14 protein-coding genes are annotated in these 14,628 nt (G+C 69.6%); 3 read left to right on the top strand and 11 right to left on the bottom strand.

From position 1 onward, the window contains the following. The first annotated feature begins 29 nt into the window (after positions 1–29). Positions 30–1,013: an LLM class flavin-dependent oxidoreductase gene (locus tag GCN81_RS00370; protein ID WP_156721356.1), complete on the top strand. Its 984-nt coding sequence runs from the start codon at positions 30–32 to the stop codon at positions 1,011–1,013. Between the two features lie 93 nt (positions 1,014–1,106). Here the strand turns inward: GCN81_RS00370 and GCN81_RS00365 are convergent, their stop codons facing one another. The 4 genes from GCN81_RS00365 to GCN81_RS00345 form a co-directional block, all read right to left on the bottom strand. Continuing rightward, on the bottom strand, positions 1,107–2,534 hold the full coding sequence (locus GCN81_RS00365; protein ID WP_156721355.1) for a sugar porter family MFS transporter: 1,428 nt from the start codon (positions 2,532–2,534) through the stop codon (positions 1,107–1,109). A 208-nt stretch (positions 2,535–2,742) separates the two neighbouring features. Next, positions 2,743–6,591, bottom strand: a complete 3,849-nt coding sequence (locus GCN81_RS00360; RefSeq protein ID WP_156721354.1) for an AAA family ATPase — start codon at positions 6,589–6,591, stop codon at positions 2,743–2,745. A 212-nt stretch (positions 6,592–6,803) separates the two neighbouring features. After that, the gene (locus tag GCN81_RS00355) at positions 6,804–7,013 is read right to left on the bottom strand and encodes a hypothetical protein (RefSeq protein ID WP_156721353.1); all 210 of its coding nucleotides are present in this window, start codon (positions 7,011–7,013) and stop codon (positions 6,804–6,806) included. A 414-nt stretch (positions 7,014–7,427) separates the two neighbouring features. Then, a complete protein-coding gene (locus tag GCN81_RS00345; RefSeq protein ID WP_156721351.1) occupies positions 7,428–7,709 on the bottom strand; it encodes an acylphosphatase in 282 nt (93 codons plus the stop codon). A 131-nt stretch (positions 7,710–7,840) separates the two neighbouring features. Here GCN81_RS00345 and GCN81_RS00340 point away from each other — a divergent pair, with 131 nt between their 5' ends. Then, entirely contained in the window at positions 7,841–8,788 is a 948-nt protein-coding gene (locus tag GCN81_RS00340) for a CAP domain-containing protein (RefSeq protein ID WP_156721350.1), read from the top strand. Between the two features lie 20 nt (positions 8,789–8,808). Here the strand turns inward: GCN81_RS00340 and GCN81_RS00335 are convergent, their stop codons facing one another. The 7 genes from GCN81_RS00335 to GCN81_RS00305 are packed head-to-tail and all read right to left on the bottom strand — an operon-like array spanning position 8,809 to position 12,780. Next, on the bottom strand, positions 8,809–10,047 hold the full coding sequence (locus tag GCN81_RS00335; RefSeq protein ID WP_156721349.1) for a tyrosine-type recombinase/integrase: 1,239 nt from the start codon (positions 10,045–10,047) through the stop codon (positions 8,809–8,811). Next, positions 10,047–10,241, bottom strand: a complete 195-nt coding sequence (locus GCN81_RS00330; protein ID WP_156721348.1) for a helix-turn-helix transcriptional regulator — start codon at positions 10,239–10,241, stop codon at positions 10,047–10,049. The genes GCN81_RS00335 and GCN81_RS00330 overlap by 1 nt, the downstream gene beginning before the upstream one ends. Continuing rightward, a complete protein-coding gene (gene repSA / locus GCN81_RS00325; RefSeq protein ID WP_156721347.1) occupies positions 10,238–11,668 on the bottom strand; it encodes a replication initiator protein RepSA in 1,431 nt (476 codons plus the stop codon). The genes GCN81_RS00330 and repSA overlap by 4 nt, the downstream gene beginning before the upstream one ends. After that, positions 11,665–11,877, bottom strand: coding sequence for a hypothetical protein (locus tag GCN81_RS00320; RefSeq protein ID WP_231626284.1), 213 nt, complete (start codon positions 11,875–11,877; stop codon positions 11,665–11,667). The genes repSA and GCN81_RS00320 overlap by 4 nt, the downstream gene beginning before the upstream one ends. Further along, positions 11,874–12,098, bottom strand: coding sequence for a hypothetical protein (locus GCN81_RS00315; RefSeq protein ID WP_156721345.1), 225 nt, complete (start codon positions 12,096–12,098; stop codon positions 11,874–11,876). The genes GCN81_RS00320 and GCN81_RS00315 overlap by 4 nt, the downstream gene beginning before the upstream one ends. Continuing rightward, positions 12,098–12,496, bottom strand: a complete 399-nt coding sequence (locus GCN81_RS00310) for a hypothetical protein (RefSeq protein WP_156721344.1) — start codon at positions 12,494–12,496, stop codon at positions 12,098–12,100. Before GCN81_RS00310 ends, GCN81_RS00315 begins: the two co-directional genes overlap by 1 nt. Further along, positions 12,493–12,780 (bottom strand): hypothetical protein, encoded by a 288-nt coding sequence (locus GCN81_RS00305; RefSeq protein ID WP_156721343.1) that lies wholly within the window; start codon positions 12,778–12,780, stop codon positions 12,493–12,495. Before GCN81_RS00305 ends, GCN81_RS00310 begins: the two co-directional genes overlap by 4 nt. 173 nt (positions 12,781–12,953) lie before the next feature. Here GCN81_RS00305 and GCN81_RS00300 point away from each other — a divergent pair, with 173 nt between their 5' ends. Beyond that, positions 12,954–13,691, top strand: coding sequence for a GntR family transcriptional regulator (locus tag GCN81_RS00300; protein ID WP_156721391.1), 738 nt, complete (start codon positions 12,954–12,956; stop codon positions 13,689–13,691). Positions 13,692–14,628: the final 937 nt, after the last annotated feature.

Below are 14,628 nucleotides of genomic sequence, written 5' to 3'. Positions count from 1 at the left end.
GCACCCGCCCGGTGAAGGGGGACTTGGCCATGCCCGTCACGGTCGTACGCTTCAACCTCGTCGCCCCCGGTGCGACACCCGACGCGCTCTCCGCCCGCTATCGCGCCGCCGTCGAGATGGCCGCGTACAGCGACGACCGCAGCATCAGCACGATCCAGACGGAGGAGCACCACGGCGCCGCCAACAACTGGCTGCCGTCGCCGTTCGCCTTCGCGGGCGCGGTCTTCGGCGCCACCCGCCGCCTCGCGGTCACGGTGTCGGCGGTCATCGGGCCGCTGCACGATCCGCTGCGGCTGGCCGAGGAGATCGCCGTACTGGACCTGCTGAGCGGCGGCCGCCTGGTCACGGTGGCGGGGATCGGCTACCGGCCCGAGGAGTACGAGACGTTCGGCGTCGAGTGGGGCAGCCGGGGCAAGCTCCAGGACGAACTCCTTGAGACCCTGCTCACGGCCTGGACCGGTGAGCCCTTCACCTTCCGCGGCCGCACCGTCCGGGTCACCCCACGCCCGTACACCCAGCCCCACCCGCTGCTGCTGGTCGGCGGTTCGTCGCGGGCCGCGGCGCGGCGTGCGGCCCGCCTGGGGCTGCCGTTCTTCCCGAGCGCGCACCTGCCCGAACTGGAGGCGTACTACCACGAGCGGCGCGCGGCGCTGGGGACCGACGGCTGGGTGATGATGCCCGCGTCCGAGACGCCACTGCTGCATGTCTCCGACGACCCGGACCGCACGTGGGCCATGTACGGCGGGCACTTCCTGCACGAGGCGCGGACGTATGCCTCGTGGCAGTCCAAGGACATCCGCTCGGCGGTCCGTTCCCGCGCCACGACCGTCGACGCGTTGCGCGCCGAGGGCGTGTACCGGGTGCTCACGCCGGACGCGTGTGTGGCCTTCGCCCAGGACCACCAGGGCCACAGCCTGATCCTGCATCCGCTGTGCGGCGGAATGCCGGTCGACGAGGGGTGGCGCAGCCTGCACCTGTTCGCGGAGCAGGTGCTGCCACGGCTGACGGAGTGACCCGGACTCCTAAAGTGAACCAGGGAGCGAACAAGGCCGCCCCCACCCGGAATCCGGGCAGGGGCCGCCTCCTGGAGCGAGGGGCAGCGGGGTTTAGCCCATCTGCTCCAGGGTCTTGCCCTTCGTCTCGGGTACGAACCGGAGGATGAAGGGAATCGAGAGCAGCGCGAAGGCTGTGTAGATCATGTAGGACGCGGACAGGTTCCAGTCCGACATGCTCGGGAAGGTCTTGGTGATCGCGAAGTTGGCGATCCACTGGGCGGACGCGGCCACACCGAGCGCGGCGGCGCGAATGCGGTTGGGGAACATCTCGCCGAGCATGACCCAGACCACCACGCCCCAGGAGAGCGCGAAGAACAGCACGAAGGAGTGGGCGGCGAGCAGCGCCACGGTGCCCTGCGCGTCCGGCAGTGTGATGTTGTCGCCGGTGCCTTCCTTGTACGAGAACGCCCAGGCGGCGAGCCCCAGCGAGACGGCCATACCGGCCGAGCCGATCAGCGCGAGGGGCTTACGCCCGAGCCGGTCGACGAAGATCATCGCGATCACCGTGCCGATGATGTTGATGATCGACGTGGTGAAGGAGTAGAAGAAGGAGCTCGACGGGTCGATGCCGACGGACTGCCACAGCGAGGAGCTGTAGTAGAAGATCACGTTGATGCCGACCAGTTGCTGGAAGACCGAGAGCCCGATACCGACCCAGACGATCGGCAGCAGTCCGGCGCGACCGCCCATCAGGTCGCTGAGACGCGGCTTGTGCTCCATGTGCATCCGGGCGTCGATCTCGGCGACCTTCGCGTCCAGGTCGGTGCCCTTCGGCTCCACGTCCGCGAGTACGGCCTGGGCTTCGGCTCTGCGGCCCTGGGCGATCAGGTACCGCGGGGACTCGGGGATACGCAGCGACATCAGGCCGTACAGCAGGGCCGGGACGACCTCGACGCCGAGCATGATCTGCCAGGCCTCCAGGCCGAGCAGCGAGCCGCGCTGATCACCGTCGGCGAACTGCAGCAGCACCCAGTTGACCAGCTGCGAGATGGCGATGCCGAGCACGATCGCGGCCTGCTGGAAGGAGGCCAGGCGGCCTCGGTACTCGGCGGGCGCGACCTCGGCGATATAGGCCGGGGCGATGACCGACGCCATACCGATGGCGACGCCGCCGAGTGTCCGCCACATGGCCAGGTCCCACAGGGCGAACGGCAGCATCGAGCCGAGGCCGCTGACCGCGAAGAGCACGGCGGCGATCTGCATGACCCGGATACGGCCGATGCGGTCGGCGAGGCGGCCCGCGACCATGGCGCCGATCGCCGCGCCGAGCAGGGCGATGGCGATGACCGTGCCGAGGGTTCCGGGGTCGACGTCGAACTTGCCGCGGATGCCCTCCACGGCGCCGTTGATGACCGCGCTGTCGTAGCCGAACAGGAAGCCACCCAGTGCCGCGGTGGCGGCGATGAAGATGACATGACTGAGGTGTTCGGGCCGACCGCCGCCCGCGGGCGTCGGCTTCAGCTTCGCTGTGGTGGTCACGGTGTCTCCTACAGAGCCCGGACGGCGGCGTCCGGGCGTGTGGGGCTGGGGCCCTACAAGTGGCGCACACCTTGGAGTCGACCACCACTTGAAGGTAAAGACTGCGTTGCAGAGACTATGCCTTCAAGTTTCGAAGTCAATAGGTCTAATGGTGTGACTTTGAAGAGGCAGTCCCAGCGTAAGAGTTCAAGGCTTGAAAGGAAGGGCGTCAGCGGAGCCGCTGGCTGATCACCTTGGAAACGCCGTCACCCTGCATCGATACGCCATACAGCGCGTCGGCGACCTCCATCGTGCGCTTCTGATGCGTGATCACGATGAGCTGCGAGGACTCCTGTAGCTCCTCCATGATCCGGATGAGCCGCTGCAAATTGGTGTCATCCAGCGCGGCCTCGACCTCGTCCATCACGTAGAACGGGCTGGGCCGCGCCTTGAAGATGGACACCAGCATGGCGACCGCGGTCAGTGACCGCTCTCCTCCGGAGAGCAGGGAGAGCCGCTTGACCTTCTTGCCCGGGGGCCGCGCCTCGACATCGACGCCGGTGGTCAGCATGTTGTCCGGATCAGTCAGCACCAGCCGCCCCTCGCCGCCGGGGAACAGCCGCGAGAAGACGCCCTCGAACTCCCGGGCGGTGTCCCGGTAGGCCTCCGTGAAGACCTGCTCCACGCGCTCGTCGACCTCTTTGATCACCTGTAGCAGGTCGGCCCTGGTCTTCTTCAGGTCTTCGAGCTGCTCGGAGAGGAACTTGTGCCGTTCCTCCAGCGCCGCGAACTCCTCCAGGGCGAGCGGGTTGACCTTGCCGAGCTGCTGGTAGGCCCGTTCGGCGGCCTTGAGCCGCTTCTCCTGCTCGGCGCGGACGTACGGGACCGGCTGGTTCCTCGGGTGCTGAGGGTCAGCGGGAAGCTCCTCGCCCTCGGCGGGCGGCGACGGGGCCACCAGCTGGTCGGGGCCGTACTCGGCGACCAGACCCGCCGGTTCGACGCCCAGCTCCTCCAGCGCCTTGGCTTCCAGCTGCTCGATCCGCATCCGCTTCTCGGCGCCGAGCACCTCGCCCCGGTGCACCGAGTCGGTCAGCTTGTCCAGCTCCTCCTTGAGGCCGCGGCCCGCGTCGCGCTCGGCGACCAGGTCCCGCTCGCGTTCCGCCTTGGCGCTCTCGGCCGTGGCCCGCTCCTCTTCGGCCCGTACGAGGGACACCTCGACGTGCGCCAGAAGCTGCCGGGCGCCCGAGGCGACCGCGGCGGCGACCTCCGCCTCGTGGCGCAGCCTGGCCCGGCGCCGCTCGGCACGCGCGCGTGCCTCGCGTTCGGCCCGCGCGCCACGGTCGAGGCTGTCGGCCCGTCCCGCGAGGCCCTTCACCCGCTCCTCGTGGGTACGTACCTGGAGGCGGGCCTCCATCTCGGTCTGGCGGGCGTTGGCGCCGTCGGCGGCGAGCCGGTCCCGTACGGCGGTGTCGGGCTCCTCGTCGACCGGGGCCTCCTCGGCGACGGCCAGCCGCTCGGCCAGTTCCTCCGCCTCCCCCGTCGCCCGGTCCAGGGCCTCCTGGGCCCTGGCCGCCGCGGCGGCCGTACGCTCGGCCTCGCCAGCGGCGCCACGGGCCTGTCCGGCGAGCCGCCCGAGCTGCTGGGACACAGTCGACTTGGCCCGGTCGGCGGCCCGCCGCCGCTCCCCCAGCTCCTCGACCAGCGCGGCGCTCTCGCCGCGCCGCTCCGCCGCCAGACGCTGGTCCTGGGTCAGCTCGTCACAGCGCACGTCCAGCTCGGCCAGCTCGGCGGCGGCCTCGTCCACCGACGCCTGCACCTCCAGCAGGCTCGGGGCCCCCGCGGAGCCGCCCTGCGCGAAGTGCGCGCCCAGCACATCGCCTTCGGCGGTCACGGCCGTCAGCTCCGGGTGCGCGGTCACCAGGTCCTCGGCGTCCTCCAACGTGCCGACGACCACCGTGTTCCGCAGCAGCCACCGCACGGCGGGCAGCAACGCGGCGGGCCCCCGCACCAACTCGGCGGCGGCGGGCGCCCCCTCGCCGGTGCCCGGAGGCGCGGCCACGGCCTCGTCCACGGCCGGGCCGCCGTGAGTGGCCCCCCGGGCCCCAGACGTCACGGCGCCACCGGCGGACGCACCCTCAGCGACCGCCCCGGCGGAACCCGCCCCCGCGCCAGCACACACGCCCTCAGCCACCTCGCCGGAAACATGCGAACCACCAGCGGACGGCCCCACGCGCTCGCCCGCGGCGTGGCCACCGTGAGCGGCGCCTCGCGCCCCAGGCAGCGGCGCTCCAGCGACAGACGCACCGTCGGCGGCACTTGTGGGGCTGGGCCTCGGCGGCGGGAGCGCGGGATGGCTCGGGGCGGCTGCCAGCAGGAGGGCGGCGCGGCCCGCGTCCTGTTCACGGAGGAGGCGGATGGCCTCCGCCGCGGTCGAGGGGTCGGCGACGGCGATGGCGTCGGCGGCCGCGCCGAGTGCCGCCGCCACCGGGACCTCGAAACCCGGGGCCACGGTGAGGAGTTCGGACGCGGGGCCGAGCAGCCCGGTCAGCCGGTCGTGTGCGGACAGTAGCGCGCCCGTACCGTCCTTGCGTCGCAGGCCGAGGGCGAGCGCCTCATGGCGGGCTGCGGTGGCGGCCCGCCTGCGCTCCGCGGCGGTGACCGCCTCGCGCGCGGCGGACAGCGCGGCCTCCGTGTCCGCGAGCTCCCGTTTCGCGGCGTCGTGCCGCTCACCGAGCGCGGAATCGTCCGCGTCCAGACCGTCGACTTCGGCCTGGAGCTGCTCGTACTCGCGCTGCGCGGCCGCCGCCCGCTGCCGCGCCTCGTCGCGCGCGGCGGCGAGGCGGCCGATCTCCGCCTGGGCCGACGCGGCCCTGCTCCGGGCCGCGTTGACCTGGCCGTGCAGCCTGGCCAGGCCCTCGCGGCGGTCGGCGATGACCCGGGCCGCGTCCTTGAGCCGGCGCTCCTCCTGGGCGAGGTCGCGCTCCAGCTCGGCCCGGCGCGCGACCGTGTCCTCCAGCGCGTACTGGGCGGCCTCCAGGGCCGCCTCCAGCTCGGCCTCCTGCTCCCGGACCCGGGCGGCCTCGCGCTCCATGTCCTCGGGGTCCCGGCCGCGCCGCTCCTCTTCCGGGGCGCTGCTCGCACTCTTCACGCGCGCCTCGGCGAGCGAGATCGTGCCGCGGACGCGCTCGGCGAGCTGGGACAGCTCGTACCAGGTCTGCTGGGCGCGCTGAAGCCGCGGCGTCAGCCGTCGTACGTCCTCTTCCAGCGCGGACTCCCGCGCCTGCGCCGCCTTCAGCTCGGCCTCGGCCGCGTCCTTGCGCCGCTTCAGCTCGGCCTCGTCGGCGATCTCGCCGCGCAGCGCGTCACGCAGCCGGACCAGGTCGTCGGCGAGCAGCCGCAGCCGCGCGTCGCGCAGGTCGGCCTGGATGACAGCGGCCCGCCGCGCCACCGCGGCCTGTCGCCCGAGCGGCTTGAGCTGGCGTCGCAGCTCGTCGGTGAGGTCCTGGACACGCGCCAGGTTGGCCTGCATCGCGTCCAGCTTCCGCAGCGCCTTCTCCTTGCGCTTGCGGTGCTTGAGCACCCCCGCGGCCTCTTCGATGAAGGCCCGCCGCCCCATGGGGTCCGCGTGCAGTACGGAGTCCAGCTGGCCCTGGCCGACGATGACGTGCATCTCGCGGCCGATACCGGAGTCGGACAGCAGCTCCTGGATGTCCAGGAGACGGCAGGTGTCCCCGTTGATCTGGTACTCGCTGCCGCCGTTGCGGAACATGATCCGCGTGATCGTGACCTCGGCGTACTCGATCGGCAGCACGCCGTCGGCGTTGTCGATGGTGAGGGACACCTCGGCGCGTCCGAGCGGCGGCCGCCCGGTCGTCCCGGCGAAGATGACGTCCTCCATCTTGCCGCCACGCAGCGACTTGGCCCCCTGCTCGCCCATGACCCAGGACAGCGCGTCCACGACGTTGGACTTGCCGGAGCCGTTGGGCCCCACGACACAGGTGATGCCGGGTTCGAACCGCAGCGTCGTGGCGGAGGCGAAGGATTTGAACCCGCGCAGGGTCATGGCCTTGAGGTGCACGCCCCCGGACTTTACTGCCTGCGCGCCGTCTCACCCTGCGAGCCATCCGGTTTCACGGAGGAAGGTGCAGGGCACATCAGACGGTAAGAGGCTGCCGGGCAGGGGGGACCGGGTGGAAAGAGAGAAGGGACGCCGAGGCGCCCCTTGCAGGTCTTCTTCTCAAGCAGTTGACGGTGACATGAGCAGCCTGACCCTCGTTCTACAGTCCCGGGTCAGGTAAGCGCAGGCTCCGCCTGGGGTACGTCGATGCTCTCGAGGAGTTCTCCGGGGTGAGAAGCGGCAGCCGAAGCCAGCGCGTCGTTCTCGGCCTGGATGCGTCCGAGCTCGGATTCCAGGTCTTGGACACGCTGCTGAAGCCGTCGCATCTCGGCGAGGAGTCGCGGGTCAGAACCGCCGACGTATCCGAGAAGCGCCTTTGCCATGATGGATGGTCCTCCACACTGAGTGACCGACCGAAGCGGTGTGGGTCGTGAGGGAAGCACCCGCGGTGATTGGCACTACTGATGATTACTGCGTTCCCACATGCCAAACAGCTAGGGTGCGCGGGGCTTTCAGCGTCTCACCAAAAAGTTTGACGGTCAACACGATCACGCCCCGTATTGGCGGGCAACCCGGGGGCGCGCGGCAAGAAAACGTGCGGCGCAGCCTCTTCCACGGGGCCGTTTTGTCCCATCTGTCCAAAGACGTGATGGTTCGAAGGCGTGGAGATCATCCTTACTCGCGCAGCCTGGCACGCATGGCCGTTCTTGGCAACCACCAGGCTGTTTCCGCCGTCCACAGCCGCCGCGCGTGGTTACCGTGGGCGGCTCCCCCGGCTCGCTTCCCCCGGGGGTGGCTCAGCGGATGGCGAAGCCGTCGTAGCCACCGCGTGGCGTGGCCCAGATCTCAGTGACTCCGTCGACCCTGCCGGGTGTGTCGCCGTGCCGCAGCCAGTCGAGGAGCCGCTCACACTCCGTCCGCGGCCCCTCGGCCACCACCTGCACCCGACCGTCCTCCAGGTTGAGCGCGAAGCCGATGAGCCCACCGATCTCCAGGGCCGCCGCCCTGGTGAACCAGCGGAAGCCCACTCCCTGCACTCGGCCGCGTACCCAGGCGGTGAACCGTACGTCGTCATTCATGTGGGCAAGCTAACCGGCCAAAAGCTCTCGAGGCACTTCCTCCCCAGGCGACTTCGCGTACAGTCGCGTCCGATGTGGCTCACCCGGATGGGCGAAGCGCATTGACCGTACGTACCGAGGAAGGCCTGTACATGGGACGCCACCGACGCTCCGACGCCGCAAGCGCCGTCGGCCAGCAGCGCAGGAAGCGAGCCGCAGCCGCCCCGGTACGGACCGGACTGCTCGGCGTCTCCGCGGCGGTGGCCCTGGGCACCGTGGCCGTCACCTCGGGCGTGCTGCCGACCGGCGACACCTTCCGGCTGGGCAGTGACGACAGCAGGGTGCAGGCCGACGGTTCGTCCGACGTACAGGCACAGGGTGGCGCCAGTGAGGCGGCGGAGCGCGGGGAGACCCCCGCCAGCCGAGGCTCCGATCGCGCCACACCGTCCGTACCATCCCCGTCGGAGTCCCCCGCCGAGCCCTCGGCGAAACCGTCGAAGGACGCTGACGCGGAAAACGACGAGAAGAACAACAGGGACAAGAAGGGTAAAGAGGAGCAGGCGTCCAAGGCGCCCGCTTCCACCGCGCCGGACCAGGCGGCCAAGAAGCCCGACCAGCCGGAGAAGGCCAAGAACCCGGGCCAGGCCCAGGGTCAGCGCCGCGCCGAATCCGCCAAGCCCGCGCCCGCCCCCGCACCGGCACCCGCCCAGGCGACCGGCGCGGCCGCCGAAGCCGAGGCCGAGGTGCTCTCGCTGGTGAACCAGGAGCGCGCCAAGGCGGGCTGCGCCCCGGTGCGCGCGGACGCCAGGCTGGCCACCCTCGCCAGGAACTTCAGCCAGGACATGGCCACCCGAGGCTTCTTCGACCACACCGACCCGGACGGCGACACTCCATGGGACCGGGCCGACCAGGCCGGGATCGACAACATGGGTGGCGAGAACATAGCCAGGGGCCAGGCCGACGCGCGGGCCGTGATGGAGTCCTGGATGAACAGCCCGGGTCACCGCGCGAACATACTCAACTGCGACTACACGACCCTCGGCGTCGGGGCGCACTTCGCGTCCGGCGGGCCGTGGTGGACCCAGAACTTCGGGTTCTGAGAATCACGCAGGCCAGAGCCCTAGGCGGGCGGTTGGGCCGTGGTGGGGCCGTCATCCGAGGCTCCAACGTCCCGCAAGACGCGATCGACAGCAGCCCGAGTCCGGGACTCGCTGGCGGGCATCAGATGGGTGTAGGTCCGCAGCGTGTATCCGGGGTCATGGTGTCCCAGGTACTCGGATAGAGCCTTGATCGATTCCCCTGCATCGAGAAGCACCGACGCGTAGAAGTGCCGTAGCGCGTGCAACCCGTTCTCACGTCCCGTAGGCACCCCAGCGGCACGGAGAGCCGGACGCCAGACGCGATCGTTGAAGCGGTTGCGTATCAAAGCGAGACCCCCCAGACCGTAGAAGATCAGCGTTGCCGTGACCGGTGGCCCGTCGAGCGTCTTCCACGGGAGAGTGACCTCTACCGGTGGATAGCGGGTGATGTGCGCAGCCAGGGCAGAGCCGACCGAGTCGGGCAGCGGCACATCTCGTTCTTTGCCGCCTTTGGGTGGGGCGAAGACCGGCCGGTTGTTCACGAGCTTCACCTGACGCACGACGTGAACGACGCCGCCGAGGAGATCAACGTCTTCCACGGCCAGCCCGAAGGCTTCCCCCTGGCGATGTCCGCACCCCGCCGCCAACTCGATGATCTCGCGGTACCGGTCAGGAAGCTCCAGCCGCACAGCCATGACACGCTGTTGCATCCACGGCTTGACCTTGCGTGGATCGAGCCGCGGAGCTTTGACAGACCGCGAGGTACATGGATTCGTACGAATGACACGGTCTTCCATAGCTGCTGTGAAGAGCGTTGATACGTGCGCGAAGATCACTCGGCGGTACGCCGGAGACAGCCCAGCATCCTCCATCTGTCGCATCCAGAGGCGCAGGTGAGACGGCTGGAATGCACTCATTGCCCGTGACCCTAGATGCGGGGTGGCGTGCAGCCGTAGCCGCATCTCGGTAGCGGCCCGTGTGGCCGGATCAGTGGTCAGAGTCTCCAGCCACTCCCCCGCGTACTGCCGAAAGGTGATCTTGCCAGCGTTCGGGTCAACGTAGTCACCGCGGGTCATGTCGGCTTCGATGTTCGCTAGCCAGGCTTCCGCTTTGCGCTTCTGCTTGTCCGGGAATGACTGGCTCTTCTCGGTGCCGTCCGGGGCGATGTATCGGGCCCTGTAGCGCTTGCCAGTGCCGTAGCGGTCGGTCTTGACCCTGCGCCCCTTGCCGTCGGGCCCGGTTTCAGTCTTGTACCAGCGGTCTTGGATGTGTCCGGCCATCACGCGGCCCCTTCCATCAGGGTGGCGATCCAGGCGCGGACGTCTTCGGGGTCGTAGCGCAGGTGTCGGCCGACGCGGAAGCCGCGGGGTCCGGTGCGCTTGCGACGCCACTGGTAGACGGTCTCGACCGGGACGCCCAGGAGATCGGCGACGTCGACCGGGGTCAGGTACCGGTCCGGAAGCGGACGCTTCATGCGCACACCTCCCAGCCGTCGACGTCGTCTAGGTCGGCGAGTGCTTCGCGGGCGGTTTCGCGGTTCAGCCGGAGGTCTCGGGCGATGGAAGCGGCGAGCCAGGATTCACCAGGGGTGTGGCCGTGTCCGGCATAAGTCCAGTGGGCGAGGACCAGCGTGGAGCCCTCCGTGTCGTCGAGGTCTTCCGCGTAGCCGCGCTCCTGACGTTCTTGCCGGGCGCGGTAGTCGGCACGGACCTTGCGCAGCGCCCCGAGGGTGGTGGAGTAGCGGCGGGACTTCGAGCTGAAGTGGCCGCGGAAGCCGAGCATGTGGGACCAGTGGGCCAGCAGCCGGTCCGGGTAGGCGCCGTCCAGCTCCCAGCAGGTTTCGATCAGACGCCGGGTGTGGGCGGGCAGGCCGGGCAGTTTGTCGAGTTCGGCCAGCTCTCCGATGCGGCGGTCGACGGTGCCGGTGGTCTCAGCGGCCTTGGTGGCGTACTTCGCGACGTAGGAGGCGACGGCCTGCTCGGTCAGCTCCTCGTATCCCAGGGCGCCGATCGGCTGCACATCCACCTGCGTACCCCAGCGCAGCACCCGTTCCGGGTGGGGGCCGGAGGCCGGGACGGTCACCGCGGCACGTCCGGCAGCGGCCCGGATCGCCTCGTCCAGGAGCTGGGTGCTGGCCCAGGCGGGCGGGACGGAATCGGGCCCGTCGGGCCCGTCGATACGCACCACGGCATGGAAGTGGACCGCGCCGCGGCGCTGGAATTCGGCGACCTTGCCGAACGAGACCCGGCAGTGCTCGCGTAAGGCGCGCTGGGACAGGCCCGCCCGTGCGGCGATCTCCCTGCCGAGGCGGATCGTGAAGCGCTGCCAGAGCTGCCCGGCATGGTTGTTGAACAGCACCGCCCCCGCATAGTCGTACCGCTCGGGGTCGAGCGCAGTGCCGAGCGCGGGATCGTCCTCGCCATGGCGGACGCCGCAGCGGCAGCGGCCGGTGTCGGGGCGGTTGTGGACCGGGCCGAACGACGGTGCGGTCAGCGTGACGAACACGCGGGGGTGGTCGCGGACGGTTTCAGGGACGTCCTTGCGTTGGTCGCCGGTGATCCCGGCGCGGATCAGGTGGTAGGTGTCCCCGGCGTAGGTCCAGGCGCAGGAGGGGCAGCGCGAGGCGCGCCGGTTGCCGCAGGCGATCCGCAGCCGCCCACCGGGCTCGCCCTGGGTCGAGTAGGAGTACAGGACTTCGCCCGAGGCCCGGTCGCGGGTCACGGTCTGGCCCGTCAGGTGGATGGGGTTGGAACAGCCGCCGGTGCGCTTGATCTGCTCGCGCCAGCGGTCGAAGCCGGGGGTGTTGGCGACCCGCAGCAGGTCGGCCAGGGTGGTTGGGTCGGTGCCCAGGGAGGCCGCAGCACCGGCTACGGCCTCAGGGGCGATGGGGAAGACCGTCACGGGTGGTCCTCCCTCGGGTAGCCGTGGCCGAGGGGCGGGTACTGGCCGTGCAGCTTGGCCCAGTCCTCCGCGTAGATCGCATCGTCCACCACGGTGAAGAACTCGGTGTGCGGCCTCACGTCGCAGGCGTCCAGGAACGCGGCGATCTGGCCGGTGCGCTCTTCGTCGGCCGCTTCGGCGGCGTGCTGGGGGTCGTCGAAGTAGGTCACCAGCGCCGCCCCCTCTCGGGGGTGCTGGCCGAGTCACAGGAAGGCCCGGAAGTGTCCCCCTTGGGCTTGCCCGCGTCCAGGGCTTCGTTGGCCCTGTTCGTCTCCGCAACGACCTGCTTGGCGTAGTCGTAGGGGTCCCTGCCGAGTGCTCGGGCTTCCGCGTTCATCTCCGCGGCGTAGCGCTCGCCCTCATCCTTGTCGCGTCCGCTGAAGAGGCCCATCACGCAGCCACCCCCACGGACTCGGTCGACGGCAGCGGCTCGGGTCCGGTCAGCGCGCCGAAGGTAGGGTCGCCAGGGCAGATCGTGTTGCCGTCGTGCGTCAGCACCCGAAGACCGTCAGCCTGAACGAAGGTCCACGACGGGAAGCGGTCCGAGGCGCAGCCGGGGCAGGGCACCCGGCCGGTGTCCACGTCGGCCCACACGAAGGACAGATCCCGACTGACCGGAGATCCCACCGCCTCCGGGTTATGCACGGGGCAGTTGGCCACACTCCAGGTGTTCGGGGTGTCCGAGGTCTTCCGTCGAATCCATCCCGACTTGTAGCAGCCACAGTCACCGTCGGTCGGCACGGCGGCCCGAGCGGTCACGGTTCGCGTGACGATCACCGAAGCAGTCATGCCGTCACCCCCGCGGCAGGCACGGGCAGGGTGTCGCCGGTCACCCAGTCAAACGGCGCGGCCGTCGGGCACGGAACCGAGCCCTCGGTGGTGTGGTGCATCAGCACCCCGGTACCGACCCGGTTGACCCAGCCCCAACCCCCGATCTCCCGTCCGCACGCCATGCACGACGAGGAGATCACCTCAGCGTCATCCGTACGCGACAACGGAGCCGACAGGCAACCAGAGGTCACGGCCGGTGAGACACCGACCAAAGAGTGCGAAGCATTCAACGTCGCAGGCATGATGGAAGCTCCCTTCGAGGGAGCCGGGGGCGACGAAACTGCTTGGCGGTAGGACGTCGCCCCCGGCGTTCGTGTACTAGCTCACACTCATATATACGCGTGCTAGCACGCGATGGCAAGAGGGGTTCCGGGGTATGCTTGTCTGCGAGCTAGTAGACGATCTCGGAGGAGAGATGACACCGCGAGTCCAGCGAGCCGCACCACCGTTCATGCAGATCGCGGACCACTTTCGGCAGAAGATCATTGATGGCGTTCTGACCCAGGACACCAAGCTCCCGCCCATCGCGGAGATCGCCGAAGAGTGGGGGGTAGCCACCGCCACAGCAGCCAAGGGGATCAAGCAGCTACAAGCCGAGGGGTACGTACGCTCATCAACGCAAGGCACCTTCGTTGACCTTGGCCGGAAGCTCACGAGCGGCTCCGACCGCCTCCAGCTCCAGCGGGCAACCGGCAGCGGGTTTCGTCCTGGTGAGCATGTCGAGATCCTCAGCGCCGGACTGACGCCAGCCCCAATCGAGGTCGCCGAAGCCCTTGGAGTCGAGGAGGGTGCGCCAGTCGTACGCCGTCAGCGCCGGTACCTGGATGACGACGGAGTAATCACGCTGTCCACATCCTGGCTGCAAGGCGAACTTGCCGAGAGCGCTCCGGAATTGATCGTCGCAGAAGCGTTGCCGAAGATGACCTTCGGGTTGATCGAAGAGCGCACCGGGCGCCGCACAGTCCGAAGGCGTGATGTTGTCGGCCTACGTCCAGTGCCAGAGGACGCCGCGCCGCTACTCGGAGTCGAGGCAGGAGAACCCGCCTTGACCATGACCAACTACTACTGGGACCAGCACGGTTCCATGACCGAGTACGCGACCGACTTCCTGGGCGCTGGCCGACAGCTCACCGCGGAGTACGACCTCAACTGACCGCCGTACGACGGGCCGTTACAGATTTCTCTACCTCATCAAGACTCGCTCCGCTCGCGGCCGTCTGATCAGCCGAAGGCGCCAACCGCCCCTTGCCCGAGCCTTCGACCCGGTGACGCGGGTTTGCCCGCCGCGTACCGCCGCCGCGATCCGACCTAGGAGGGGAGAACCCTTCAGCAACCGTAGGACCACAGGGCGCACGCACACGAAACACCCCATCAAGACCACCAGACCGGCGCCGCCCAGCGAAGTCGGGTCGATCCAAAGGACCGAGGGCCGCGCACGCGCGGCGGCGCCGGTCGGCCGCCGCCCCGCCGCTTCCATGTCTCCGCCACCAGCTGCGGACCGCCGTCCGCCCGTCGCCCCCACCAGCGGCCAAACCCAGCACCAGGCCATAGGGGCACAAGGGGATTGCCGCACCACCAGGTCACCGACGCTGTGGGTCACCGATAAGGCCGGATCGCGGCGGCGGTACGCGGCGGGCAAACCCGCTCCCTGGGCCGGTGCCCCGTGGCTGGGGCGGTCGGCTCCACGGCTTTAGGCAGCCACCATGGGGCGAGCCTCGAAGATCATGGCCCCAGATCGGGCTATTGCGGGCAGGTCCACGGACTGCCCGATCGCGGCCAGCGTAAGGGGCCATGATCACTCACCCCATGGCAGCTCCCGCCCAAAGCCGCTCCACCGACCGCGACGGCCAACGTGACCGTTCACTGGGGTGGCTCCGGGCGGTGGTCCCAGGGGCGCCTCTGAAGACGTCGCCCTCTCTCATCGCGCTTCGCTGGCAGGATGGATTCGACGAATCCGTAAACGCCGAAGATCCCGAAGGGAACGGTCACCACGAGGCCCGCCCACCACCAGGCGCCCTCGCTTACCGCCATCCAGGCGAAGAACGCGGAGGCCATTAAGAGCAAGACAGCGAGGGTGACTCCTGACCAAT

Origin of the sequence: Streptomyces apocyni (assembly GCF_009739465.1) — a bacterium.
Taxonomy (GTDB): domain Bacteria; phylum Actinomycetota; class Actinomycetes; order Streptomycetales; family Streptomycetaceae; genus Streptomyces; species Streptomyces apocyni.
Note: the sequence above shows the minus strand (reverse complement) of the source record. Positions and strands in the feature narration are given on the sequence as shown.

Excerpts from the sequence above, each read along its gene's own strand:
- GCN81_RS00370 (WP_156721356.1), top strand. The coding sequence starts at position 30 with ATGCCCGTCACGGTCGTACGCTTCAACCTCGTCGCCCCCGGTGCGACA.
- GCN81_RS00355 (WP_156721353.1), bottom strand. The coding sequence starts at position 7,013 with ATGGCAAAGGCGCTTCTCGGATACGTCGGCGGTTCTGACCCGCGACTC.
- GCN81_RS00345 (WP_156721351.1), bottom strand. The coding sequence starts at position 7,709 with ATGAATGACGACGTACGGTTCACCGCCTGGGTACGCGGCCGAGTGCAG.
- GCN81_RS00340 (WP_156721350.1), top strand. The coding sequence starts at position 7,841 with ATGGGACGCCACCGACGCTCCGACGCCGCAAGCGCCGTCGGCCAGCAG.
- GCN81_RS00335 (WP_156721349.1), bottom strand. The coding sequence starts at position 10,047 with ATGGCCGGACACATCCAAGACCGCTGGTACAAGACTGAAACCGGGCCC.
- GCN81_RS00330 (WP_156721348.1), bottom strand. The coding sequence starts at position 10,241 with ATGAAGCGTCCGCTTCCGGACCGGTACCTGACCCCGGTCGACGTCGCC.
- GCN81_RS00315 (WP_156721345.1), bottom strand. The coding sequence starts at position 12,098 with ATGGGCCTCTTCAGCGGACGCGACAAGGATGAGGGCGAGCGCTACGCC.
- GCN81_RS00310 (WP_156721344.1), bottom strand. The coding sequence starts at position 12,496 with ATGACTGCTTCGGTGATCGTCACGCGAACCGTGACCGCTCGGGCCGCC.
- GCN81_RS00305 (WP_156721343.1), bottom strand. The coding sequence starts at position 12,780 with ATGCCTGCGACGTTGAATGCTTCGCACTCTTTGGTCGGTGTCTCACCG.
- GCN81_RS00300 (WP_156721391.1), top strand. The coding sequence starts at position 12,954 with ATGACACCGCGAGTCCAGCGAGCCGCACCACCGTTCATGCAGATCGCG.